At 66.0% G+C, this 23,955-nt stretch carries 23 protein-coding genes; 18 read left to right on the top strand and 5 right to left on the bottom strand.

What is annotated here, in order from left to right:
• Positions 1 to 223: 223 nt before the first annotated feature.
• Together BJY14_RS38460 and BJY14_RS38465 are read right to left on the bottom strand one after the other, a co-directional pair.
• The gene (locus BJY14_RS38460) at positions 224 to 3,781 is read right to left on the bottom strand and encodes an AAA family ATPase (RefSeq protein ID WP_179848091.1); all 3,558 of its coding nucleotides are present in this window, start codon (positions 3,779 to 3,781) and stop codon (positions 224 to 226) included.
• A 45-nt stretch (positions 3,782 to 3,826) separates the two neighbouring features.
• Positions 3,827 to 4,039 carry a hypothetical protein gene (locus BJY14_RS38465; RefSeq protein ID WP_179848092.1) on the bottom strand — a complete coding sequence of 71 codons (213 nt, stop codon included), beginning with the start codon at positions 4,037 to 4,039 and terminating at the stop codon, positions 3,827 to 3,829.
• A gap of 204 nt (positions 4,040 to 4,243) precedes the next feature.
• Here BJY14_RS38465 and BJY14_RS38470 point away from each other — a divergent pair, with 204 nt between their 5' ends.
• Both BJY14_RS38470 and BJY14_RS38475 read left to right on the top strand, forming a co-directional pair.
• Positions 4,244 to 5,242 (top strand): helix-turn-helix domain-containing protein, encoded by a 999-nt coding sequence (locus BJY14_RS38470; protein ID WP_179848093.1) that lies wholly within the window; start codon positions 4,244 to 4,246, stop codon positions 5,240 to 5,242.
• A gap of 1,156 nt (positions 5,243 to 6,398) precedes the next feature.
• Positions 6,399 to 6,962 (top strand): hypothetical protein, encoded by a 564-nt coding sequence (locus BJY14_RS38475; RefSeq protein WP_179848094.1) that lies wholly within the window; start codon positions 6,399 to 6,401, stop codon positions 6,960 to 6,962.
• A gap of 31 nt (positions 6,963 to 6,993) precedes the next feature.
• On the opposite strand, the gene BJY14_RS38480 is transcribed toward BJY14_RS38475, so the two are convergent.
• Entirely contained in the window at positions 6,994 to 7,206 is a 213-nt protein-coding gene (locus BJY14_RS38480) for a helix-hairpin-helix domain-containing protein (protein WP_179848095.1), read from the bottom strand.
• 521 nt (positions 7,207 to 7,727) lie between these two features.
• Here BJY14_RS38480 and BJY14_RS38485 point away from each other — a divergent pair.
• From BJY14_RS38485 to BJY14_RS38520, 8 genes are all read left to right on the top strand, one after another.
• Positions 7,728 to 8,060, top strand: coding sequence for a hypothetical protein (locus tag BJY14_RS38485; RefSeq protein ID WP_179848096.1), 333 nt, complete (start codon positions 7,728 to 7,730; stop codon positions 8,058 to 8,060).
• A 10-nt stretch (positions 8,061 to 8,070) separates the two neighbouring features.
• Positions 8,071 to 9,861: a relaxase/mobilization nuclease domain-containing protein gene (locus tag BJY14_RS38490; RefSeq protein WP_179848097.1), complete on the top strand. Its 1,791-nt coding sequence runs from the start codon at positions 8,071 to 8,073 to the stop codon at positions 9,859 to 9,861.
• Between the two features lie 100 nt (positions 9,862 to 9,961).
• Positions 9,962 to 10,288: a hypothetical protein gene (locus BJY14_RS38495; RefSeq protein WP_179848098.1), complete on the top strand. Its 327-nt coding sequence runs from the start codon at positions 9,962 to 9,964 to the stop codon at positions 10,286 to 10,288.
• The gene (locus BJY14_RS38500; protein ID WP_179848099.1) at positions 10,285 to 11,208 is read left to right on the top strand and encodes a DUF2637 domain-containing protein; all 924 of its coding nucleotides are present in this window, start codon (positions 10,285 to 10,287) and stop codon (positions 11,206 to 11,208) included. The genes BJY14_RS38495 and BJY14_RS38500 overlap by 4 nt, the downstream gene beginning before the upstream one ends.
• Positions 11,205 to 13,166, top strand: coding sequence for a toprim domain-containing protein (locus BJY14_RS38505; protein ID WP_179848100.1), 1,962 nt, complete (start codon positions 11,205 to 11,207; stop codon positions 13,164 to 13,166). The genes BJY14_RS38500 and BJY14_RS38505 overlap by 4 nt, the downstream gene beginning before the upstream one ends.
• Positions 13,163 to 14,050: a hypothetical protein gene (locus BJY14_RS38510; protein ID WP_179848101.1), complete on the top strand. Its 888-nt coding sequence runs from the start codon at positions 13,163 to 13,165 to the stop codon at positions 14,048 to 14,050. Before BJY14_RS38505 ends, BJY14_RS38510 begins: the two co-directional genes overlap by 4 nt.
• 11 nt (positions 14,051 to 14,061) lie before the next feature.
• A complete protein-coding gene (locus BJY14_RS38515; protein WP_179848102.1) occupies positions 14,062 to 14,361 on the top strand; it encodes a hypothetical protein in 300 nt (99 codons plus the stop codon).
• A 985-nt stretch (positions 14,362 to 15,346) separates the two neighbouring features.
• On the top strand, positions 15,347 to 15,661 hold the full coding sequence (locus BJY14_RS38520; protein WP_179848103.1) for a hypothetical protein: 315 nt from the start codon (positions 15,347 to 15,349) through the stop codon (positions 15,659 to 15,661).
• 179 nt (positions 15,662 to 15,840) lie between these two features.
• On the opposite strand, the gene BJY14_RS38525 is transcribed toward BJY14_RS38520, so the two are convergent.
• Positions 15,841 to 16,218 (bottom strand): ArsR/SmtB family transcription factor, encoded by a 378-nt coding sequence (locus BJY14_RS38525; RefSeq protein WP_312879635.1) that lies wholly within the window; start codon positions 16,216 to 16,218, stop codon positions 15,841 to 15,843.
• Positions 16,219 to 16,281: 63 nt separating this feature from the next.
• On the opposite strand from BJY14_RS38525, the gene BJY14_RS38530 reads away from it, so the two are divergent.
• On the top strand, positions 16,282 to 17,349 hold the full coding sequence (locus BJY14_RS38530) for a flavin-containing monooxygenase (RefSeq protein WP_179848104.1): 1,068 nt from the start codon (positions 16,282 to 16,284) through the stop codon (positions 17,347 to 17,349).
• A gap of 15 nt (positions 17,350 to 17,364) precedes the next feature.
• Here BJY14_RS38530 and BJY14_RS38535 read toward each other — a convergent pair whose 3' ends face one another.
• On the bottom strand, positions 17,365 to 17,718 hold the full coding sequence (locus tag BJY14_RS38535) for an ArsR/SmtB family transcription factor (RefSeq protein ID WP_246396271.1): 354 nt from the start codon (positions 17,716 to 17,718) through the stop codon (positions 17,365 to 17,367).
• A gap of 89 nt (positions 17,719 to 17,807) precedes the next feature.
• Here BJY14_RS38535 and BJY14_RS38540 point away from each other — a divergent pair, with 89 nt between their 5' ends.
• From BJY14_RS38540 to BJY14_RS38570, 7 genes are all read left to right on the top strand, one after another.
• A complete protein-coding gene (locus BJY14_RS38540; RefSeq protein WP_179848106.1) occupies positions 17,808 to 17,963 on the top strand; it encodes a hypothetical protein in 156 nt (51 codons plus the stop codon).
• 61 nt (positions 17,964 to 18,024) lie between these two features.
• The gene (locus BJY14_RS38545) at positions 18,025 to 19,692 is read left to right on the top strand and encodes an FAD-dependent oxidoreductase (protein WP_179848107.1); all 1,668 of its coding nucleotides are present in this window, start codon (positions 18,025 to 18,027) and stop codon (positions 19,690 to 19,692) included.
• A gap of 33 nt (positions 19,693 to 19,725) precedes the next feature.
• Complete coding sequence (locus BJY14_RS38550) at positions 19,726 to 21,027, top strand: MFS transporter (RefSeq protein ID WP_312879636.1); 1,302 nt, start codon at positions 19,726 to 19,728, stop codon at positions 21,025 to 21,027.
• Between the two features lie 121 nt (positions 21,028 to 21,148).
• Entirely contained in the window at positions 21,149 to 21,460 is a 312-nt protein-coding gene (locus tag BJY14_RS38555) for an ArsR/SmtB family transcription factor (protein WP_246396272.1), read from the top strand.
• A gap of 98 nt (positions 21,461 to 21,558) precedes the next feature.
• On the top strand, positions 21,559 to 22,566 hold the full coding sequence (arsB, locus tag BJY14_RS38560) for an ACR3 family arsenite efflux transporter (protein WP_218907516.1): 1,008 nt from the start codon (positions 21,559 to 21,561) through the stop codon (positions 22,564 to 22,566).
• Positions 22,563 to 23,201 carry an arsenate reductase ArsC gene (locus BJY14_RS38565; RefSeq protein ID WP_179848109.1) on the top strand — a complete coding sequence of 213 codons (639 nt, stop codon included), beginning with the start codon at positions 22,563 to 22,565 and terminating at the stop codon, positions 23,199 to 23,201. The genes arsB and BJY14_RS38565 overlap by 4 nt, the downstream gene beginning before the upstream one ends.
• Complete coding sequence (locus BJY14_RS38570; RefSeq protein ID WP_179848110.1) at positions 23,194 to 23,610, top strand: arsenate reductase ArsC; 417 nt, start codon at positions 23,194 to 23,196, stop codon at positions 23,608 to 23,610. The genes BJY14_RS38565 and BJY14_RS38570 overlap by 8 nt, the downstream gene beginning before the upstream one ends.
• The last annotated feature ends 345 nt before the right edge of the window (positions 23,611 to 23,955 follow it).

Raw genomic sequence — 23,955 nt, forward strand, 5'->3', positions numbered from 1 at the left:
GCACCGATAGCAGAACGCCATTGTAAAGATCGAAATTGTCTATATCATCGCTGTGGGTTCCGGCAACACGGACGCGATGATCTGTAGGCTGTTTGGCGCCTCCTCGAACGACGAAGGATGCGTTGTCTCGTCGCCTCTCCAGGCGCCGTTCTGTCCGGCGAATGGCCAGCGGAAAAGGTCTCGATGACCGGTGAGCACGGAGACGGTCGTGTTTATGGAGAATTCAGAGATAGGCGCCGTACCTGCCGGGATCCTCAGGGGGAGCGCCATTGATGTCGACGCCTAGGATGTCTTCCAGACGAAGAGTACGTGTTTGCTCACTGGAGACATTATCTGCTGAGACGATGCGCATGGATTGGATGGCCACTGCGCGTTCGAGTATGTTGCGCATGAATCTGGCATTACCATGGCGTGCTTCTTGATGGATGCCTCGTAGTAGAAGCCGCACGCCTTCGACTGCTCCGGGCTCCAAAATCAAGCCGGCGTCCTCGGACATCACCGTGAAAATCTCGACCAGTTCTTCGTTGGAATAGTCCGGAAAGTGCAGGACCTTTGGAAACCGTGAGGCTAGGCCGGGGTTGCTTTCCAGGAGGTCAGCCATCTGGTTCTCGTATCCAGCCACGATGACGACTAGGTCGGAGCGGTATTCCTCCATGAGGCGCAAAAGTTCGGCGACTGCTTCATGTCCAAAATCGCGTTGATCTGATCCGCCTGCAACCAGAGAGTAGGCCTCGTCGATGAACAAGACGCCACCGAGGGCGCGCTCTACGGTTGCTCGTACTTTGGGTGCAGTTTGGCCGATGAATTCGGCGACCAGGTCCGCGCGGCTGACCTCGACTAGGTGGCCGGATGATAGTAGGCCAAGTTGAGCGTAGACAGCCGCGACGAGCCGAGCGACGGTCGTCTTGGCGGTGCCAGGGTTTCCTGCGAAGGCCATGTGGCGTGCTGGGAGGGGCGATGGGGCACCGGCCGTCCGCCGCATCTGGTTGGCCTTGACCTCAGCGATGAGCAGGTCGATCTCAGCCTTGATCTTGTCGAGACCGATGAGGCGGTGAATCTGAGCCAGCGGATCGCCGGAGACCGCAGCCAGTGTGGTGGGGATGAGCTGCTCGGGTAGATCTCCTACCAGCAGTAGGTTGAGTGCGTCATCACTATCGGGATCGCCTGACATCAGTACGCGGTGCGACTGCCGGGCGATTGTGCGGTCTAGCAGGTCGATTGCGATTCGTGCGTTGTTGCGTCGCCTGCCCTTAGGAGTCTGACTGATGAGTGTGTAGATATGGTCTAGTACTCCTTCTCCCAGTCGGAATCCTGCTGCGGCGGCTCTGGTGGCGAATACTTCAGCCAGTTCATGCTCGGTCAGGTCCGGGAAACTTATAATTTGGGTGAACAGTTGGGTGAGAATGGGAGAGGAACGGAGGAGGTCTTCGATCTTCTCGCGTTGACCTGCGAGCACCAATATGACCTGGTCGGGGTTAGCCTTTATTGCGGCGATGAGTGTGTTGATGGCCTCTCTGCCGGCCTCGGAATCTGCCGGATCGATCTCATGAGCATCTGAGACTAGTAGGACGCCTCCGGCTGACTTCTGTATCAGTTGTCTGGCCTTGGAAGAGCTTTGCTCGTAGGGGCTTCCTATGAGGTCCCTAGGGTTGACCTCCACAAGATGCCCGGATCCCAGCATTCCGAGTTCGTTGTAAAGCCGCCCGACGATTCGTGCCACCGTTGACTTCCCTGTACCCGGGTTGCCAGTGAAGACCAGGTGGCGGGAGGAGGTGTTGTGCCCCAGCCCCGCTTCTTGCCGTAGTTGGGTGGCCTTGGCCTCTACTACGAGTGTGCTGATCTCCCGCTTGACGGAAGTTATTCCGACGCAGGTGGCCAACTCGGCGAGGGGATCAGTGATTTCGGCCCCAGGCGTGGTGAGCTGAACTGGCAGATCAGAGTGGAGGATTTCAGGCTGGCCTGACCGTGATCGTGGTTGAGCGTTCGTGATGCAGAGCTCGGCGAGATGTGCTGCCAACCGGGCATTGCGCAGGTTGAGGTGGGGCGGGGTTCTCGCCAGAAGCCTTCCTGCTTCACGGACGATCGGGGGATCGACTTCGAAGCCATGCTCTGTCACGGCTCGGCGGAAAAGTTCTCCAAGCTCTAATTGGGTGAAATCACGGGTGCGTGCCACCTTGAAAGCGCGCACCAGCGCTGGGTTGATCTCCAGTAGTCGCCGGTCGGCGCCCGGTCGGGACAGTACGACGACGTCCAGGGACCGGAAACGTGTTACAAGTTGCCGAAGCTCTTCGATCGTGGCTGGACCGCAGCGATCGTAGGACGCCAGTCGTTCCAGGTCGGTGACGACCAGGAGCATCCGGTTCTCCATGCAGTCACGGACGCGGGCTTGCAGCCATAGGACGGCGTCGCTCACGCTTAGCGACGCGAAGACCTGGTCGGAGATATAGAGGGCCTCGCGGACGATCCCAGCCCTGGCGAGCAGTCTCTCGACGATCTCGGCGGCGGTGCGCTTGCCTGTGCCCTCCGGGCCGGTGATGAGCATTCGGACGGGGCGCTCGTCGGCGAGGCGCGCGTCGACCGCCTCCCGCAGCAACCGGGACAGCTCGGGTTGGCCGACGAGTGAGAGCTCATCGGTGTCGGTTCGTCCGGCGCGCTTCCGCTGTGCTGCCTTCTGAGGCTGGCTGGAGGGTTCGAACTTGAGCGTGTTGAAGACCCGGCGCATGGTGAATAGCCGCCGCAGGTCGGTCTGGAAGGGGCGCACCGGCACGCGGCAGCGAGGGCTGATTGGTGCCTCCGGCAGGCCCTGCACCGTGCCGGTTATGCGAACGGCCATGTCGAGCCAGGCGCGGGCGGCGTCGGCCTCTCCCGCGACCAGGCCCCGGGCGAGCCACGAGCGCACGTCGTGCTGCCATTCCTCGGCGGAAAAGCCTTCACGCGCGGCACGGAACTGCTCCTCCACGTTCTCATGGCGCGGCCTGCCGAGCACGACTGCCATCTCGGCGGGGACGACGGGCGCTTCGGCCGCGAGCAGTAGCCTCGCGAGGGCTACGTCCGGCTCATCCCCGTCGGTGACGGCGTGTGACAGCCGCTCGTGGGCGGTCTCGAAGCCGTCGCATGCCCAACCCAGGTAGCCGACGGGCCCAGACAGCTCGGGCAGGAGAACGAACTCCTCGTCCGTCAGGTCGGAGACCCAGGCGTCCTCCAGCTGCCGGTTGGGGACGGTCATGTCTATCTCGCGCAGTGCAGGGTTAGCGGCGCGCCGGTCGAACAAGCCCATGAGCGCGTGCCGACGTTGCTCGATCGGTTCCAAGCCCTCGAAGACGTCCAGCCCGGCTCGTGCCAGCTCGAACATCACAACGCGCCGCTCGCGGTCGTCCCCGGCCGGCTCGGGGAGCCACAGGCCCGGCGGGCGCCACCGGCCGCCCTGAGTGAACCACGCCATCGGGTCGCGGACGGCCGACTCGGGCTTCGCGAGGAAGTCCGACAGCAACTCGTAGTCGACGTCTCCGCGCGACCCCCCGCGGACCGCAGATGCGCCCAGCAAGAACGTCAGCAGCGACCACTGTTCCGCTCCCGCGGGACTGGTGGAGCTGCCGTAGAAGTCGCTGAGCTGCCGCTTCAGCAGGCTCACACGTGGGTCCTTATTGTAGGCGACCGCACGTTCGCGCATCTCCTCGTACAGCCCGTCGGGCACGCGCCAGGGCCCGTATGCGTAGACATCCAGAATCGGTTCGCCAGTGAGCAGCACTTGGAGATGTTCCGGCAACTGCTGGAGGCTCATCGGCTTGTCTCCTCCCGCTTAGGGGATACGGGCGTCTCCAGCATGTCAGTCGATCAGCTCGTGGAAGAGCTTCAGGGCACCAGCCACGACACCGATCGAGCCCAGGATCACCTCGGGCAGTGCCCGCCCCGCTGCAAGCAACAGCACCGCACAGCCGGCCCCACTGAGGAGCGAAAGAAGCAGTATCAAAGCCGCACGGGCCGTCAACAGGCCCGGACGACGGTGACCAGTGGAGTGAGTGTTTGGATCCGGTGCCATCGAGACCTCCCGGGATGCCGCGACACAGCGCCGCGAGTTCAGCAGAGGTACAGATGCCCTTACAGTGAGAATGCCATGGTGAAGGTCGGGCTCGGCCTCTGATGCTCCGCTGTCAAAAGATCTTGCCGACGGCGTGGAGATTCCTCGCCGGCTGCATCTACACCCTTGAGAAGGCCCAAGTAGCGGCAGCGCCTGGGAGGTTGCATGTCACGTATCGGCGATGATCCGGAAGCGCCGACAGGTGATTCTGGCCCGCGCAGCACCCCTCTCAACGAGGTGTCCAAGGCCGCGCGCACCAGTGTCGCTTTGCCCCGCACCGCCACCGAGCCCGTTGACGGTTTGCACGCTCGCACCGGGCTCGATGCAGACTTAGATGACGATGCTGGCGGGCTAAGTGATGCCGAAGTAATTCAGTTGGAGCAGATTCCGAAGGCAGACGAAACCTATCGCTTCGTCTCAGTTTCGATACAGCGTATGGCCTCCCCGGCAGAGCAACGGCGGCGCCGCCAAGGCGACGTGGAGCTCATTGAAGCATTGCGTGCGACACAGTTCGCCGGAAGGATTTTCGATCTTTTCTGCGCCGAGTACGCGGAATACGGCTGCAACATCATGATAAGTTTGATGCGTTCGGGGGAGATCATCTCACGCTGTGCTCGCATGCCAGCGCACCGTCCGCGCCCGTTGCCGATCTCAGAGACGCCACGCTGGTCTGAAGAAGACATCAGGGAGATGGCTGATGAGACTGTCACTCTTGCACTGAAGGTCTTCGTGGAGCGCGCCCTGCGCCAGGGCGGATGGGACCCGAACGGTCCGGCCTCTCTGCGGACCTACTTCGTGAACTGTTGCATACTCCAGTACCCCAACGTATTCTCTCGCTGGAGAGGCCAGCGAAAGAATTGGGAGGACAACTCTCTCCTGGACCGGGCCGAGTGCGTCTCCGTTTCGGCTGAAACGGTCACATTGCGTGCTTCTTCGCAGTGGAGCGACCCGACGGCGGCGGGGGCGCTCGACGCCGTCGTCCGAGAAGAGATCCTCGGGGCCCTGAAGCCTCGGGAACGCATCATCATGGAATTGTGCGCCCGCGGGCATTCTCAGGTACAGATCTCTGAATTCCTCCACCTGCCCGTCACGACGGTACGCGGTGTAGTGGACCGGGTTCGTAATCGTGCCAGAAGAGAGGCCGACCGTTGGAGGGCCGAATGATGCGTCAGCAGCGACAGATGATCCGGGTGTTCAGTCGGCGGATGGATCGCCTAACCCGACTGTGTCACACGATGCCAGAGATGCCGTACGGTAAAGCCTTGGCTGGTATGGCCAACGATATGGCTGTTCAAGTAACCAGTTCTCTCACCTCTACCGCCACAGTGCCGACCATTGTTCGGGTCGTTGCTGACCCCGAAACTTTCAGTGCAGTTCAGATTTCACAGGCTGTGCTTCAGTGGGTGAAAGAGGCGGTAGAGCGCGGAATGGTGGACGCGGAAGAGTGCGCCGATTTGGTTGATGTTCTCGTTGGTGAACTGCTCATCGAACGCTCGTCGCTAGGGTCGGCAAGCGCCCGAAATGTACGCCAAAGCCCGAGCAACCTCGGCAGCCAGACCTCTGGGCGGGTTGAGGGGCGCGGTTGGCCCGAAGGTTCGACCGGGGCACGGGTTGCCCCTGATCGCTTCCCAGCGGTTGATGCTATCTCGGCCGGTCAAAAGCACCTTATGGGTGAAGTAGCGTCGCAACTGCAGAGCTCCCCGGCCCGCGTAGCGCGGCTCTTCAGCCCCGACGACTCCGGTGCTCCTCCAGTGGGAGGCCCCGGCACACCCAGCTTGTGACCACGATCAAATGGTCATACTACCGGTCCTGTTCACGGTCGGAGATAAGTCCCTGTTCGGACCCGTGCTGGTTCGATTACCGGAGCTGGCTGTGGTGCCAGGATCGCCACCTTTTTAGTGGTAGCCGGGTATAGAGAGCAAGGGCGACCCGCTACCTCAACTTGCAAAAAGTGGAAGATAATCCAGATTGCTGCGGCATCTGTGCTGGAAGACACCTTGCTGTTGTTAAAGAACTCTCATCAGTATCTCTTGTGGGGGCGTCGGGGGCGTCGGGCGATTGTGTGCATTACCCCGAAATTTCTTGATCGTCACTTACCGGTGCAATCTTGGAGTTCGCGACAAGGGTTAGAAGTCGGCCAGAAATCGGTGGCGCTCAGATGGAAGACGCCACGCCGATGGAAAAGTTAGTCACCGGCGACCCGTTGCGGCAGTATGGAGCGCAAACAGTCTCACTTCACTTGAGTGACGGCTGTGACATGTTCCCGATGGAAAGGAGTGCCGCATGATCAGGTCCTTCTCGACGCTGGAGAGCACTTCACATGAACGATCACGAGACCCGTACGAACGAGGACATCGAGCGACTCGCTGGCGAGTTGCATGAGCGTGTCCGGGACCTCAACTATCTGACCCAAGACTCGCCGGGGCTGTCCGAGCCGGCAGCCGCGTACACGGTTCTGGGGAACCTGGCTCAGACCTCATTCCGCCTGGCTCAGACGGCTGAGCAGATCGACGCGTTCCTGACGAGGGAACTGGACGCCGGACGGCTCGGGCATGACCAGAGCGGTGACCCGACCCCCGCCGTGACGGCGGCACACAACGCGCTGGGGCGGGCGGCTGAACAGGCTGCCGATCTCGGTGACACCTTCCGGCGTGCGGCGAGCGCGCTCGCTCCCATCCACGTCGTGGATGCCGGCGAGAAGCAGTCCCTTGCGCAGGGGGCTGAGGCAAGGACTGGCGATCGTGAGGCGGCGCAGGTGGAGCCCGCGAAGAAGGACTTCCCCAATCCGATCGGTGACGTCCTGTCGAATCCCTGTGGTGCAGACGCGGTTCCGCCCGAGCTTCGTTCTCCGCCGCAGGTGCCGCACCCACGCCGGGAACGTTGACCCAGGGCGTCCTCTAGGGGCCCGGCGGCCGTTAGGCGTCGTCGCTGGCGCGGAAAGATAGGCCGTGTTCCTGGAGGGCTTGGCGCAACGCCTTCATCGCGTTGGGGCCCATCCCGTGCAGTGCAGCGATGTCGTCTGCCCTGGCCTGGGCGAGTTGGTTGAGGCTGCTGTAGCCGGCGGCCGCCAATGCTCGCCGGGCCGGGGCGGCGAGCTTGGGCAGGCCCGCTGCTGGCTCAGTGCTCATCGGTCGTCTCCTGTGGCGTTGTCGATCAAAAGGGGTGCTGTAGCACGGCTTCCAGCATGGGCCGACACGATGATCGCCGGAAGTTCCTTACCAAGGGTTCCAGCGATTGCGGGGAGACGGAGCTCGAGCAGCCGAGCTTCAGGTCGAGCGGCTGAGACCGGTCGTCTGAGTTAGCTCGGGTTGCCCGACGGTACGGGGGCGTCCGCCAAGAGTGTGATGACGATTCTTCGTTCTCCACGTTCCGACTAGATCTGCCCTGGTCGTGGGGCCGTCCTTGCAGGTCCTTACCAAGCGGTGCTGGACAGGTCCATGAGCCGTCCGCCGGGGGGCGGCGGGCGCGGGGCAAGAAATGGAAATCCTAAGGATTTGGTGTGTGGACCGGGCGCGGTCCACAGCGAGCGGACGGATCGAGCGCGATCCGGGGGAGGGTGATGACCGAGGACGGGGGCAGCGACTCGTCGCGGAGGAGCGAGACTCGCCGGAACCGAAGGACGCATCAAACGCCGCGGCGAGGGCGTGCGTTGTTCGTCGCGTTGTCCGAGGACGAGCACGCTCTACTGGTGACGGCGGCGCAGCGAGAACGGCTGGCGACGGGGGCGTGGGCGGCTCAGGTCCTGTTGGCCGTGGCAAATCAGGCCGAGCGTGCCGACTATGTCGAGCTGCGAGAAGCTCTGGCGGCGGTGATGCACGCGGCGGGGCAAGCCCGGCGGATCGGAGTGAACCTCAACCAGGTCGTGGCAGCGCTGCACGCGGGGGATCCGCCGGCTCAGCTCCAGTGGTACGCCGAGGCGGCGGCGCGGACAGTGCGCAAGCTCGATGACCTGGCAGACGAGCTGAGGCGCAGCCTTCCTTGATGGGCGAGCAGTGATCGGGAAGGTTCTGCGGGGAAAACGGGTCCAGGGCTTGATTCGGTACCTGTACGGGCCCGGACGGCGCGGGGAGCATCGCGATCCGCACATCGTGGCGGGCTTCCGAACCCCAGCCGAGCTGGAGCCCGCGCTGCGGCCGGACGGCAGCCGGGACTTTCGTCACCTGGACGGCTTGCTGAATCAGCCGCTGGCGTTGCTGGGGGAGCGCAACTACCGCAAGCCGGTGTGGCATCTGTCCCTGAGGGCGGCACCGGAAGACCCGATTCTGAGCGACCGGCAATGGGCAGAGGTCGCCAAGACGGCCATGGCTCGCACCGGGCTCGCGCCGGACGGAGACGAGGACGCCGTCCGCTGGATCGCGGTTCGTCATGCCGATGACCACATACACGTCGTCGCCACTCTCGCCCGTCCGGACGGGACACGACCAGAGGTATGGAACGACGGGTACCGGATTCGGGATGCCTGCCGGGCGATGGAGCGGAAATTCGGGTTGCGGTCCACGGCCCCGGCGGACCGGACGGCGGCGCGGCGGCCCAAGCGCGCCGAGACCGAGAAGGCGGCGCGGATCGGACGCGGTGAGTCTGCTCGCGCCGTACTTCGGCGGCGGGTCGCCACCGCGGCGGCGGGAGCACGGACCGAAGCGGAATTCTTCGCTGCCGTGGGAGCTGAGGGCGTCTTGGTGCGCCTGCGTCACAGCACGCAATTCACCGGGGAGGTCACCGGTTACGCCGTTGCTTTGCCAGACGATCTGGGATCGTCCGGGCAGCCTGTGTGGTTCGGCGGCGGGAAGCTGGCAAGTGACCTCACCCTGCCCAAACTCCGTCGCCGATGGGCCCCAGAGCAGGTCGATCGTCCGGGGGCTCGTCCGCCGTCTGGACGGCATCTGTCAGCGCGGACGACGCGCGCCGTGTTGCGGACGACCGTCCGCCGCGCGGCGGACGAGGCGCGGACGCCCGCCGACTTCCTCGAGCTGTTGGAACGCCACGGTCTGCTCGTCCGCCGTCGTTACAGCCGGCTCGATCCCGAGCAGCTCACCGGCTACGCCGTAGCGCTTCCCGGTGGGGAGGAGCCCGACTGGTATTCCGGCGGCCAGCTCGCCGACGACCTCACCCTCCCGTGCATTAGGCAACGCTGGAGCCCATCAGGGCCGGGCGCCGAGGGTGGTGCTTCTCCGAGGGATGATCTGTCGCCAGAGGAGCGCCAAGCCTTCTATGACGATGCGGCTCGTGCCGCCGCCTACGCCACCTCCCACATGCGCAGGTATCTGGCCACCAATCCCTACGCGGCCGAGGACGCTTGCTGGGCTGCATCCGACGTCTTGCACGTGGCCGCCAGAGCTACCGGCAACCGACACCTGGGTTATGCCGCTGATTCCTACGAGCGTGCCGCCCGCTCGCCCTACGGCCGCATTCCTCACCCCACCTCAGCGGGCAATGCCCTGCGCTCTGCCGCTCGTCTCCTGGCGCTGACCGGAAACCAGAACCACACCACCGTCTCGATCCTCGTCTTGGCCAGTCGGCTAATCGCACTCCTCGAAACCATCACCCAGATCCGCTTCCTGCAGCAGCGCCAGGCGCAGGCGGACGCGGCTCGTCGAGCAAGACAACACCTCGGCCGCGTGACCGACAGTTCAGTTCCGTGGCTCGAAACCGCGGCCCAGCCAACCCCAGCTCGCCTTGCCATGGCCGCCTTCCCAACACCTTGGGCTCCTGCGACCGCCGACACACACGGCAGACGGACGTCCAGTACACCGCTGCGGCAGGAGGGCCAACGGCACAGCCCATGAGCCCTTGGCATCACCCAAAAAAGTCACAACACGCCGGACGCTCCCTGTAGTTGACCGATGCCTATGAGTGATGCATCTTCATCCTCGAAGGCTTTAGTTGATGATGCGCTGGGCTGACATCACCGGGGGAGCGATGGGGATGCAGGCATCGACCATGCAGGTTGAGCTGGAGGAACGGCGCGCCCGTCTGCTCCGGCTGCGCTACGAGCTGAGACGGCTGGGGCTCAGAGTACGAGTCCGAAAGCCGCGCAACGGACGCTGGTGCCTGCGCATCCGGCACAACGGATGGTCCGAGACCGTCCTGTGCGCTGGAGCTGACGGCGTCTACGCCTACGTCACAGCTCACGGCCGTCTCTTGGGCACCACAGGTGAGCCTCGGTACGTCGCCCAACTGCTGCTCTGGATGGTCGAAAGGCGGCGGCGGTGACCTGGCTGAAGCGATCGCAAGCGATGGTTACGGACGACCCTCGAAACGACATCGTCCGGGCGCACCCGGAGCCAGGCGTTGTCAGGTGGGCGGCAGCCGGGGTCGCACCGCTGATAGCGGCGCTGGCGATCCTCGGAGGCCTTGGCTCCTTCACCACTATCCGGCAGATGGCCGAGCCGCACTTCAAGGGGCTCGCCTGGATCGTCCCCGTCGGAATGGATGTAGGCATCCTGATCCTGCTGGCCTGGGACTTGCTGATGGAGTACCTCGACCTGCCGTGGCCGGTCCTTCGCTTGGTCGCCTGGCTCTACATCGCCGGCACCGTCCTGGTGAACGTGTCCGCCGCACACGGAGAGTTCGCGGGCAGCCTCATGTACGCGGCCATGCCCGTCTTGTTCATCACGGTGATCGAAGGCGTGCGGCATCTGATCCGACGGTGGGTGGGGTTGGCCTCGGCCCGCCGAGTGGAGCGAGTGCCGATGGCTCGCTGGGTACTCGCGCCCGCTTCCAGCCTCCTGCTGTGGCGACGGATGGTCCTCTGGCACATCACCGAGTACCAACAGGGCCTCGAACTGGAGCGCCAGCACCTGGAGGCCGTCTCGCGACTGCAGCAGGAGTACGGCAGGTGGTCGTGGCGATGGCAGGCACCGTTGGCCGAACGGCTGGCTCTCAACCGGCCGCCTGCATCTCCCACCTCACACGCGCCCGGCAACGAGAGCGCACCAGAAGACCGGTACGACGAAGAGGTACTGGCCATCGCTCGTCAGCTTCACCGCCAAGTGGAACGTGAAGGAGGCTCGTTCAGCCGGGACCGGCTTGGCCAGCGGCTGCGAGAACTGGGCTTCAGCATGGCCAACTACCGGCTGACAGAGTTGATCGCCCTCGTCCGTGAAGAATCCTCCGGCCGGGAGACGTCATGACCGCGCCCTCAGGGGATGAGCGTCTCGCCCAGGAGGAGGAACAGCATCGCCAACTCGGCGTGCTCCACGGCATCGTTGAACACTCGGTCGGCCGCCTCGTCGACGGAAGCCTGGCGTGGGATGCCTGGCTCTGCGACGCGAGCCGGCATGGGCGCTACGGATTCATCAACACCCTGCTCATCCCAGCCCAGCGTCGCTCGGCGACCGACGTCCGCTCATACGACGCATGGCCGGAGCACGGGCGACAAGTGCGCCGTGGCGAGACCGGCATCCGGATCATTTCCATGCGCGGCAACCCCCGAGCGGTCTTCGATGTCGAGCAGACCGACGGCGAGCCGATCGCAAAGGTGTCGGTCTCACCGGCTGAAGCCCTTCAGAAGCTCTCACGGCTGGCTGCCGACCTCGGCTTCTACCTAGACCGCGGGCAAGATTGGACCTACCTCGGGCGCCCGGGGCGACGTATCCAACTCGCTCCAGAACTTGACGACATCTCCGCAGCATCGCGGCTCGTACACCAGCTCGCGCACGCCATTGGACCTGGTGGCCTCCTCGACGAGGCCGCCAGCAACGCCGCACCGTGCCAGGGGGCTCGGCGCGTGTTCGCGGATTCAGTCGCCTACCTCGTCCTGGCCGACCTCGGACTGGACGTCTCACACCTCCGTTTCCCGCCGACGGAGCAATGGGCCGGGACGGACGCCCGGACGAACGCGTCTGCCGCGATCCGTGTCGTAGGCGACCAGCTCGTCAGAACGAGCACACGACTCCGACGACGCCTGCACGCTCTCGCCAGTCCGGTAACCAGTTCCGCTTCAACCTCGGCCGTCAGCCCTGCCGAGCGTTCTCAGACGACTGCAACACGAGACAACTCGGCGCTCCGAGCAGCGCTCACCGACGCGCATCACTTCTACCGGCGGGCCTTGCCAGGAAGCTGGGGCGCCCGCTACCTCGCGAACCGCGGCTTCAACGCTGTGGTCCAGGAGCGATGGGATCTCGGCCTCGCACCACACCCCCGCCGTGCACTGCTCCATCATCTGCGTGGTCTTGGACATCAAGACCAGACGATCATCGACGCCGGCCTGGCAAAAGAGAGAGACGGCGGCGAACCTCTCGACGTGTTCCGCGACCGAATCCTGTTCCCGCTTCGAGACCGAACCGGAGAGATCATCGGCTTTATCGGTCGCCGACGTGACGAAGCCCCGGGGCCGAAGTACCTCAACACACCCGACACGGCTCTCTTCCACAAGCGAGAAGTACTGTTCGGCCTGCACGAAAGCCGTGCCCAGCTCGCGACCACCTGTCGTCCTCTCCTCGTCGAGGGACCGCTCGATGCGATCGCGGTCAATGTCGCCCTACCGGCCGTCTACGCCGCGGTCGCTCCCTGCGGCACAGCGATCACCACCGCGCACGTCGAGGCGATCGCGGCACACGCTGACGGGCCCACGTCCGGGTTGGTGATCGCGCTTGACGGTGACGATGCGGGACGAGCCGGAGCGGTCCGCGCCTGGCGCACCCTCCACACGATCCCAGGGCCCATCGAAGCGGCCCTCCTTCCACCAGGCCACGACCCGGGCGACATCCTGTCCCCAGCGAGCCAGTTCGCCGTCCGCGAGGCACTACTTTCCGTAATCCCCCTCGCTGACCTGGTCATAGATGAGAAAATCCAGCGGTTCGGGGGAGCGCTGGAGTTCGTTGAGTCCCGGTTGGCCGCCGCCCAAGCCGCCGCAGCCCAGATCGCCCAACTGCCACCCGAACAGATCGCTCGCCAGGTCGACCGCGTCGCGGCACGCACGGGCATGGACCCGGCAGACGTCACCGCACTGGTCGCCGGAGCGATCAGCCCGGACCTCGACCCGGGTGCCTCATCACCGCGGCCTCCACCCTCCGCCCAGCAGAACCGCGGCGCGCAACGCTCCTCGCCCACGACCTCGCCGAAACCCCACCATCGGAGGACGACGTGAACCAGCAACACCCTGACCCGATCAACGAAGGCCTCCAACACGGCGGACAGCGCCTGGTCCAGGTCGTCTCCGCAGCTGTCGGAGTCCGACAAGCGCTCGCCCATCGCCGGCATCAATTAGAAGTCGTCCAGCAAGCCCAGGACCAACAGGCTCAGCGTGAAGAGGCCAGAGCTCAAAGGGCAGCGATGTCCGAAGCCCGATCGCGCTGGGGGCGCGCCCACGACAGCGAATGGCTCCGCCAGGCGAACTTGCTCAAGGTAGCCGAGGCATGGGGAGCCGCCGTCCCGTACGCCTCGGGGAACGTCTCGGCGGCCCTCGCCGTGCGCAAGTGCGAGGAACGGCTCCGCCGCCTTCATTCGCATGGGATGAGCCACTACGACCGCTTCCGCGGTGAAGGCATGGACCCGCTCGACGCCATGGCCCAAGCCGCACCCTTCTTCACGCGGGACCCGAACGTCCGCCCTGGCGATCCTGGACCCCAACACCGCGAGCTGCACGAAGGCACCGGCGCCAAATGGGCTGCACGAGTCCACGGCCCGGAGCGCGGCGAGTGGGAGGAGGCTCGCCAGGAACTGCGCGCAAGCCAGATCGCGGACAAGCTGAGGACCAGCCTCAACCTTCAGGGACGTGAGCCTCAGCCTGAAGAGTTGCGCATGATCCTGGAGCTCACGACCAACCTGCCCGAACACATCATCCTCAAGGCCGTCCCGGCGACCCCTGGGCCGGACCCCAGTCGGGGCTCGGACGTGGAGCGGGCCGCTGAGGACTTCCCTCTCTCCATCGACGAGGCACTGGAGATGAGCTCGAACCAACCCTTCGACGCCCCAGCCGCTCGCCGGACCCAGCCACAGATCCCCGAGCGCAACCGCCGGCGGAACCTCTAACCGAAGGGAAGATGATGATCGCCATCCAGAGCAGCGCGTTCTTCTGGCTCGGACTGATCGGGCTCCTGGCGTTCCTTGCTGTCCTGCCGACGCTCATCGCGCTCGTACGAGGTGTCGACGACATCGGCTACATCATCCTGATCAACCTGATCTGCTGCGCGACCGTCCTCGCCTGGCCCATCGCAGTCTTCGCAGCCATGAGATGGCCGATCAGCCACCCACGTTCGTCCGGCTCATCACGGAGGCCTGGACATAGACCGCCACTCGGCGGCTCCCGCAACAACCTCCGCCGCCGAGGCCCGAATGCGTGACGCCGCAGCCGCCAGGGACCCGCTCCAACGAGGCCAAGGCAAGCCAGGTCACGGGAGCCGAACACAAGCCCGAATGCGCGGAGTAGCGGGCCTATGGGGTGCATTCCTCCTCAGCTCCGCCGCCCTCCTCTGTACTGCCGTACCGCTTGCGCCGCACCAGAACACTGGCCCGATCGCCGTCCAGCATGTGGCGACATGCGCTCCGATCGGTCCGATCGCCAGCAGGTACGTCGACAAGAAGAAGGTCTGTCGCCGTGCTCGCAAGGAAGTCTTGCGAAGCCTCAAAACCGGCCGCGACCCCGACTGGGGCGACGTCTTCCGCGACTCCATACCCAAGGCGTTCAAACGGCCCCTTCACCACCAGACCCCGAAGCCTCGTCGCCAACCTTCCAAGAAGCACGAGTCGCCCCCGACGCCGCCCCGGAAGGCACCCGCAACCAGCGCTACCGACCGCAGCCAGCCTCCAGATCAAACGCAAGGACGGCTGCCACCAGGGTTACAGGCCCCTACCGCCAAGAAACCGCCGAACACATCCCAGCCCGAACCGGCGCCCTCCGCTGGTCCGTCCGCCCACACGGCCATCCCAACCGCACGCACACGACCAGACGGCCGAAGGCCGTGGGCGATCAGTGGGACGGAAACCTGTGCACTAGTCGTCCTCCTCGGCGCTGCCGCCATCCTGAGCAGATACGGACGAACCCTCGTCTCGGCGGCAAAATCGGTGTCCGGCCAGAAGGAGCGACGCTCGCGGCCAGAGCCCAAACTGATGTCACCGGCCCCCGCCGACCCGCCTGACAATGTCTCGCTCACCGCGACGGGGGAGTCACCTGAGGGCCCAGCAGCCGAGGACGCCGCCCGCCGTCTGGTCATGGAGATCCTGAGCAGTCGGGCCGGAACCACTACCGAGTTCGTCCTGAGTCGACCAGACGCACGGCGACTACTCGGGATAGATATCGGCACTCTGCAGGAGGATCGGATTCCCGGCTTGGAGCTGACCGAAGGCCTGGAGCAGACATGCGCCTTCCTGCGGCGTCAGACAGTCTCCCGGCGTCTCTTGATCACTTACGACGGCGGCGCAGCAGACGTCCGCGAGCTTCTCAGTAACCAACGAGGCCAAGTCGCCGTCATCTCACTGTCGCCTCCCACGGTGGCAACTGTGGAGGTCCCACACGACAGCGAGTTCTCAATGAACACCGCGCAGCTGCTCGACCCTGCGCGCCTAGCGCCACTGTCGAAGGACGAGGGCTTCATCAAGCTCATGTCCATGCCAACGGTTGCTCGGCGATCCACCCGCCCGTGACGTCCGCCAACCCGCTACCGTCCAACGCCGCGACGCCCGCACCAAGCTTGCTTTCCTCAGTCGCACAAGCGCTCGAAGGAGCAGTGCGCGTGTCGCCAGACCACAACGGTCGTGCTGCCGGAGGAGGGTGAAGTGCTTCCGCGCTCTCCTCAGACAGATGACCGACCGCCGTCGCGGACTCACCCGTCAACCGTGCTGTCTTCTTGGGGTGGGCAGCAAGTGCGCAAGTAGGCCTGGAGTTCGGTGAGGGATCGCTCTACCGAGTGGGTGTCGACGCGGTAGCGGACTTGCTTGCCGTCCTTGCGGGAGGTGAGCAGGCCGCCCCGGCGCAGTACTGCGAGTTGCTGGGAGGCATTGGACTGGCCGACGCCCAGGCGTTCGGCAACGGTGCCGACGGTCAGCTCAACACCGCCGGCGAACAGTTCGAGCATCTGCTGCCGCTGCTCGCTGGCCAGGCCCTTGAGGAACTCGCGCAGCTTCTCGCTCGGAGGCTCGACGACGGCTCCGCAGCTGAGCTCCGGCTCGGGAAGCGAGCTGCTTGTGGCCTGGTCAGGCACCTGTTTCCTCCTCTATCTCGGACAACATATTAACATTTCATGAAATGATGTTATGTTGAGCCCATGCCTCAGCGTTCCAACACCATCATCATCGGGGGCGGCCAGGCCGGTCTCGCCACTGCCCAGGTCGCCCGCGGGCTCGGCCTGAGCCCCTTGGTCCTGGAAGCCGCGCAGTCGACGACCGGGTCATGGCCGCGGTACTACGACAGCCTCACGCTGTTCTCTCCGGCCCGCCGCAGCGCCCTGCCAGGCGCTCCGTTTCCTGGCGACCCGAACGGTTATCCGACCCGCGATGAGGTCATCGCCTACCTGGCCCGGTACGCCGAACGGCTCGACGTCGATGTTCGGACCGGTCACAGCGTGGCGAAGGTCGCTGCGGAGGCCGCCACGGCGCGCGGGCGGATGTTCGAGGTCGCGACCGAGAACGGAGACAGTTTCACCGCACCGATCGTCATCGCTGCGACCGGAGCGTTCAGTCGCCCGTACCGTCCCGAACTGCCAGGGCTGGGTTCGTTCACCGGCAGAGTGCTTCATTCGTCGCAGTACTGGCGGCCCGAGGAGTTCGCCGGACAGCGGGTCGTGATCGTGGGTGGCGGCAACTCTGCGGTTCAGATCGCCATCGAGTTGGCCGCACAATCGCGCGTCACGCTGGCCACCCGGCATCCGTTGCGATTCATGGCGCAGCGTGTGCTCGGCGTTGACATGCACCTGTGGCTGCAGCGCAGCGGCCTTGACGCGGCTGGGTGGGCGCGTCCGCTACTCACCGGCGGCAAAGGGACGCCGGTGTTCGACACAGGCGCCTACCGGGCGCGGATCGCTACCGGCAATCCAGACCGCCGCCCCATGTTCACCAGCCTGGACGGCGATCACGTGGTGTGGCAGGACGGGGTACGCGATCGCGTCGACGTAGTTCTGCTGGCCACGGGGTTCCGTCCCGGCGTGGGATACCTCGACGCGCTGGGCGCCCTCGATGACGAGGGCCGGCCGCTGCACCGAGGCGGCATCTCCACGACCCATCCAGGCTTGGGCTACGTCGGCTTGGAGTGGCAGCGTTCGTTCGCATCGGCCACCTTGCGCGGCGTCGGCGCAGATGCCCGTCACGTCCTCGGCAGGCTCCGCAAGTGCACGTGAGCCGTCGGTAGAGGGTCAAGCCGAGGCGAGATGGGGCAGGGTGAACAGGCCGGAGAGTCGGGTGAGGCGCTCGGGGACGACCCGGTAGTACACCCAGGTTCCTCGGCGTTCCCCGTCGATCAGCCCGGCCTGGCGGAGCACTTTGAGGTGGTGGGAGATGGTCGGGGCGGTCAGCTCGAAGGCGCCGGTCAGGTCGCAGACGCACGCTTCGCCGGCGTCAGCAGAGGCGATCATGTTCAGCAGCCGGAGCCGCACTGGGTCCGACAGCGCCTTGAACACTCCCGCCAGCTCTGCGGCATCGTCTTCGCCCAGCGCCGGTCCGCTGAGCGGAGCGCAGCACGCCGGGGCGGTGACGTCTTCCAGATCCATCAAGTTAGACATATCTCTAATTTGACATCTATCTAGGCAGCAAGGCAAACTAGCGGCTACTTAGAAGTCCATCTAATCAGGAGTCGGGGATGAAGACGCTGTTCAGTCGGATCGCCGCCCAGGCCGTCCGCGCGAGCGAGCGGATCACCTTCAGTGACGACCGCAGCGAAGTCTGCACAAGCGGCTGCCGCGCTGCCGCCCACCGCGACCGGATCACCACGGCGGCCTACCGCGCCCGGCTCTAACCCTGACGAGTCCTTGGCGAAGTCCATTCCTGACGACCACGCAACGCAGCGAGGAGAACTGATGAGCGAGAGCACCGAGGCTCCGCGGCCTGCCGACGGCGACGCCGCAGGTAGCTGCTGCGGTGTCAGCAGCTGCTGCAGTGACACCGAGCAGTCCCTGGACCCGGCGATCACCGTGCTCGAAGCGAAGACCGATGCCGGCTGCGGCTGCGTCAACGACCAGGACGGCGCCCATGACCTGCCTGTGGTGGTCATCGGTGCAGGGCCGGTGGGCCTCGCCGCCGCCGCGCATCTGGCCGAACGCGGGCTGGAATTCCTCGTGCTGGAGGCAGGCGACAGCGTCGGGGCGGCGATCTCCGACTGGGGGCACGTCCGGCTGTTCTCACCGTGGCGGTACGACACTGACGCCGCCGCACGACGTCTCCTGGAGCCCACCGGGTGGACGTTGCCCGATCCGGAAACGCTGCCGACCGGCGCCGAGCTGGTCCGCGACTACCTGACGCCCTTGGCGGAGGTGCCCGAGCTGGCCGTCCGGATCCGCACCGGCACCCGCGTGGTCGCGGTGGCCCGCCAGGGCGTGGACGTGACCCGCACCGTCGGACGCGACGAGCAGCCGCTGCTCGTCCGCACCATCGATCCGGATGGCACCGTCACCGACCTGACCGCCCGCGCCGTCATCGACGCCTCGGGCACCTGGGGCCGCAGCAACCCGCTCGGCCACTCCGGCCTCCCAGCTCCCGGCGAGGACCAGGCCGGCCCCTACCTGACCGGACCGCTGCCGGACGTGCTGAGCCGTGACCGCGACCGTTTCGCTGGCAAGCACACCCTCGTAGTCGGCATGGGCCACTCGGCCGCCAACACGCTGCTGTCTCTCGCCGAACTCGCCAAGACCGCTCCCGGCACCCGCATCACTTGGGCGGTGCGCAGCGCCTCGGTCGCCCGCTTGTACGGCGGCGGCGACGCCGACGGCCTCCCCGCCCGTGGCGCGCTCGGCACCCGTCTCAAGGCCGCTGTGGAAGGCGGCGAGATCGAACTGGTGCGCAGCTTCACCATCACCGGCTTCGCCAGCCCCAACGCCGGCCCGGCTGCCGGTCCTGTGAAGGTCATCGGCGTGACCCCGGACGGCGAGCGCGTCATTGAGGCCGACGCCCTGGTGGCGGCCACCGGTTTCCGTCCTGACCTGGACATGCTCCGCGAAGTCCGGGTTGAACTCGACCCGGCCACCCAGGCGCCCGTGCGGCTCGCGCCGATGATCGACCCCAACTTCCACTCTTGCGGCACCGTTCCGCCGCACGGCGAACGCGACCTCGCCCATCCCGAGACTGGTTTCTACCTGGTTGGGATGAAGAGCTACGGCCGCGCCCCGACTTTCCTAATGGCCACCGGATACGAGCAGGTCCGCTCCGTCGTCGCCGCGCTCGCTGGAGACCGTGCCGCGGCCGACGCCGTCGAGCTCGACCTCCCCGAAACCGGCGTCTGCTCCACTAACCTCATCACTGAGGACCAGCTGCCCGGCGCCGCTGCGGGCGATGGCTGCGGCACCTCCTGCGACACCGAGCCCGCCGAGACACCGGCCGCGGTCACAGCAGGCGAAGCGGGAGGCGGCTCGTGCTGCGGTGGATCGGCGCCCGAGCCAGTCACCATCGGCATCGGCGCTCCCGCCGGATTGGGGTTCGCGACCGGAAGCGTCCACGGCTACTCCGGCGAGACCGAACGCGACGACAACTGACCGGTGCCTCACGAACCATCGACGCCAGAGCCGGTGCCGACGACGGACGATCCCGTTGCCGGCACCGACACCACCGCTCCCAGCAGCCCGAGCAGCGCCACCGCCAACGGTGCGGTCACCCGCGTCCCTCTGATCGCGCTGTGCGTCACCGAAATCACGAGCTGGGGCATCCTCTACTACGCCTTTCCCGTCCTGGCCCCTGACATCAATCACGACACCGGCTGGTCGACCGGTGCCATCACCGCGGCGTTCTCCGTCGCACTCGTCCTGGCAGCCCTCGGCGGCATTCCCATCGGGCGAGCGCTCGACCGGCACGGCCCCCGGCTGCTCATGACCGGAGGCTCCCTACTGGGCGTGCTGGCGGTCCTCGGCATGGCCGCAGCCCCGAACCTGTTCTGGTTCGTCGCCGCGTGGATGCTGGCCGGTGCAGCTATGAGCGCCGTGCTCTACCAACCCGCCTTCGCCGCGCTCACCCGCTACTACGCACCCCGTCACCTCGGGGCGCTGACCACCCTGACCCTTGTCGCCGGGCTCGCCAGCACCGTCTTCGCACCCCTGACCAATGCCCTTGCAGCGGAGATGTCCTGGCGAACCGTCTACCTGGTCCTCGCCGTCGTCCTTGCCGTCGTGACCATCCCCCTGCACTACTTCGCCCTGCGCCGTCCATGGCCACCACCTCACGTGCCTGACACCGACCGCTCCTCCAGGATCGGACGCGACCAGGTGAGCACGGTGGTGCGTAGCTCACCGTTCCTTCTGATGACCGCTGCGCTCACCCTGTCGGCGTTCTCCATGTACGCCGTGCTCACCAACCTCATCCCGCTGCTCACCTCGCGCGGCGCCTCCAGCAGTGTCGCCGCTTGGGCGCTCGGCCTCGGTGGCATAGGCCAAGTCGCCGGACGCCTTGGCTACGCCACCCTGACCCGCCGCCTCGGCGTCCGCACCCGCACCGTCTGCATCCTGGCCGGCTCGGCCGTCACCACCACCGCACTCGCGGTGCTGCCCGGCCCTGTGCCACTGCTCATCGCCGTCGCCGTCCTGGGCGGCACCACACGAGGCATCGCCACGCTTCTGCAGGCAACCGCTGTCTCTGACCGGTGGGGCACAGCCGTCTACGGGTCCCTGTCGGGCGTCATGGCCGCACCAGTCACCATCGCCGGCGCCATCGCCCCCGCCGCCGGCGCCGCTCTGGCCGTCGCCCTGGGCGGCTACCCCACCTTGTTCACCGCACTCGCGGCCACCGCAGTCCTCGCCGCCGCCCTGGCCACCGGCAGTGTTCCTGGTGCAAAGCCAGACGATCTGCGCGACCAGACCACGCGCCGCACCACCTCCTGACCAAGTGTCGACGGTGAGGGCCACAGGCCTGAACCGAGCGACGCGCAGTTCAGCTCAGGAACCTCCCTCACCGAACGCGAGTGCTTGTGGAGGTCAGCGCCTGCTAACGTATCAGTTTGTGATGATGTCAGTTGATAATGATGTGCTGCGACTGCTCGCAGACCCGTTGCGAGCACGGATCGTTTCGTTGCTCGCCGGCGAGGCGCTGTGCACCTGCCACCTGGTCGAGGAGACCGGGGCCAGGCAGACCAACATCTCCAACCACCTGCGCGCGCTTCGCGAGGCAGGGCTGGTGGACACCGAGCCGTGTGGCCGCTTCACCTACTACCGGCTGCGCCCAGAGGCCCTGGACGGCCTGGCCGTCCAGCTGACTCGCCTGGCCGAGGCGGCACGACTGGCCAATCTCGAACAGCGGAAGAGGCCCTGCACTTGACCAGCATCGAATCGGAGCACGCCACCGCCGATCACAACGAGCCCAAGGTCGTGGCAGGGCTGTCGACTCTGGACCGCTTCCTGCCGGTGTGGATCATCATGGCGATGGCGATCGGCCTCGGCCTCGGACGGGCCGTTCCCGGACTCGATGACGCCCTGAGTAAGGTCGAGGCGGGCGGAATTTCGCTGCCGATCGCGCTCGGGTTGCTGGTGATGATGTATCCGGTGCTGGCCAAGGTGCGCTACGACCGGCTCGACACCGTCACCGGCGACCGCCGTCTGATGGTCTCTTCGCTGGTGTTGAACTGGCTGGTCGGACCCGCCGTGATGTTCGCGCTGGCCTGGATCTTCCTGCCCGACCTGCCCGAGTACCGCACGGGATTGATCATCGTCGGGCTCGCGCGCTGCATCGCGATGGTCATCATCTGGAATGACCTGGCTTGCGGCGACCGGGAGGCCGCGGCGGTGCTGGTCGCGCTGAACTCGGTGTTCCAGGTCGTCGCGTTCGGGGTGCTCGGCTGGTTCTACCTGCAGGTCCTGCCGGGCTGGCTCGGACTGGACACCAATGACCTGCACTTCTCCACCGGCAAGATCGTGGTGAACGTGCTGGTGTTCCTCGGCGTCCCGCTGCTGGCCGGCTACCTCACCCGGCGTTTCGGCGAGAAGGCTCGCGGCCGCGAATGGTACGAGTCGCGGTTCCTTCCCCGCATCGGCCCGGTCGCGCTGTACGGGCTGCTGTTCACCATCGTGATCCTGTTCGCCCTGCAGGGAAAGACGATCACGTCCCAGCCGGGCGACGTCGCCCGGATCGCGGTCCCGCTGCTGGTCTACTTCGCGTTGATGTGGGGCGGGGCGTTCGCCTTGGGCCGGGGCGTCCGGCTGTCCTACCCGCGCACCGCGACCCTGGCGTTCACCGCCGCCGGGAACAACTTCGAGCTGGCCATCGCGGTCGCGATCGGAACCTTCGGCGTTACCTCCGGCCAAGCCCTGTCGGGCGTCGTCGGGCCGCTGATCGAGGTACCTGTGCTGGTCGGGCTCGTCTACGTCTCGCTCTGGCTGCGTCGCCGCTTCTCCAAGGCGCCCGAACGGCTGGAGAGCCGACGATGAGCGCGACCGTCGACCGCGCCGTCTTCGACCGCATCGCCGTGCGACTGGCCGCCCGCTCCCATGGGTTGGTCTCCGTCGACACCGTGAAGCGTCTGGTCATCGACTCCTACCAGCAGCTGCACTCCACCTCGCGCATCGGCGCTCACCTGGTGGTCCTGGCCGAGCGGTTCGCCACCGAGCGGCTCACCGCCCTTGCCCAGGCCGACGGCCGATTCGCCAAACCGGCCCCCGAGGTGCTGTTCGTCTGCGACGCCAACGCCGGACGCTCCCAGATGGCGGCGGCGCTCGCCATAGCCCGCGGACAAGGCCGTGTGCATGCACGTTCGGCAGGCACGGCACCGAAGGCCGAACTGGAACTGGCCGTCGTCGAGGTCATGGCCGAGATCGGCGTGGATCTGTCCGCCGAGTTCCCCAAGCCGCTGACCGACGAGCTGGTCGGCGCCGCCGACCTGGTCATCACGCTGGGCTGCGGCGGGGCGTGTGCCTTCCTACCCGGCGTCCGCTACCTGGACTGGAGCATCCCTGACCCTGCCGGCCAGCCCCTATACGAGATCCGCCGCATCCGCGACGAAATCGACCTGCTCGTCACCGACCTGCTCACCACCCTCGACCCGCAACGGAGCCTTGATGCCTGACAAGCCCAGTGTGCTGTTCGTCTGCGTCCACAATGCCGGACGCTCCCAAATGGCCGCCGCCTACCTCACTCACCTCGCCGGCGACCGGGTCGAAGTCCGCTCCGCTGGGTCTGAGCCCGCCGACCAGGTGAACCCCGCCGTCGTCCAAGCCATGGCGGAAGAGGGCATCGACATCTCCACCGAGATCCCCAAGGTCCTCACTATCGACGCCGTCCAGGCCTCAGACGTCGTCATCACCATGGGCTGCGGCGATACCTGCCCGGTTTTCCCCGGCAAGCGCTACCTCGACTGGCAGCTCGACGACCCCGCCGGCCAAGGCGTCGACGCCGTCCGCCCCATCCGCGACGAGATCCGGGGCCGCATCGAGAAACTCACCGCCGAACTGAAGGCCGCGCCAGAGCAGGCGTGACCCCCATCCTCGTCTCACTCCGCCCCGGATTCGCCGTCGGTCACTACGTCCGTCGCGCCGAACTGGACTTGTCATCTTCTATGCCCCGGACCAGCCTGGCGGGGCTTGGCCGCACGCCTAAGACTCGCTTCGACTCTTCCCGCCGCCACTGCAGCTCCCTGCCCGGCTGGCCGATGCCGCCCTCACAGCACCTCCGCAACCCGCCCGCCGCCCACGTCGTCGACTACCTGACGGTCTACGAAGAGCGTTACCAGCTTCCGGTCAGCCGTCTCGTCCGGATCAAAGCCTTTACCGGGACGGCGACCACCTCCTACTGGACGACGCGACCCGCTCCTAGAGGCCCGG

This window comes from Actinomadura luteofluorescens (genome assembly GCF_013409365.1).
Classification (GTDB): Bacteria; Actinomycetota; Actinomycetes; order Streptosporangiales; family Streptosporangiaceae; genus Spirillospora; species Spirillospora luteofluorescens.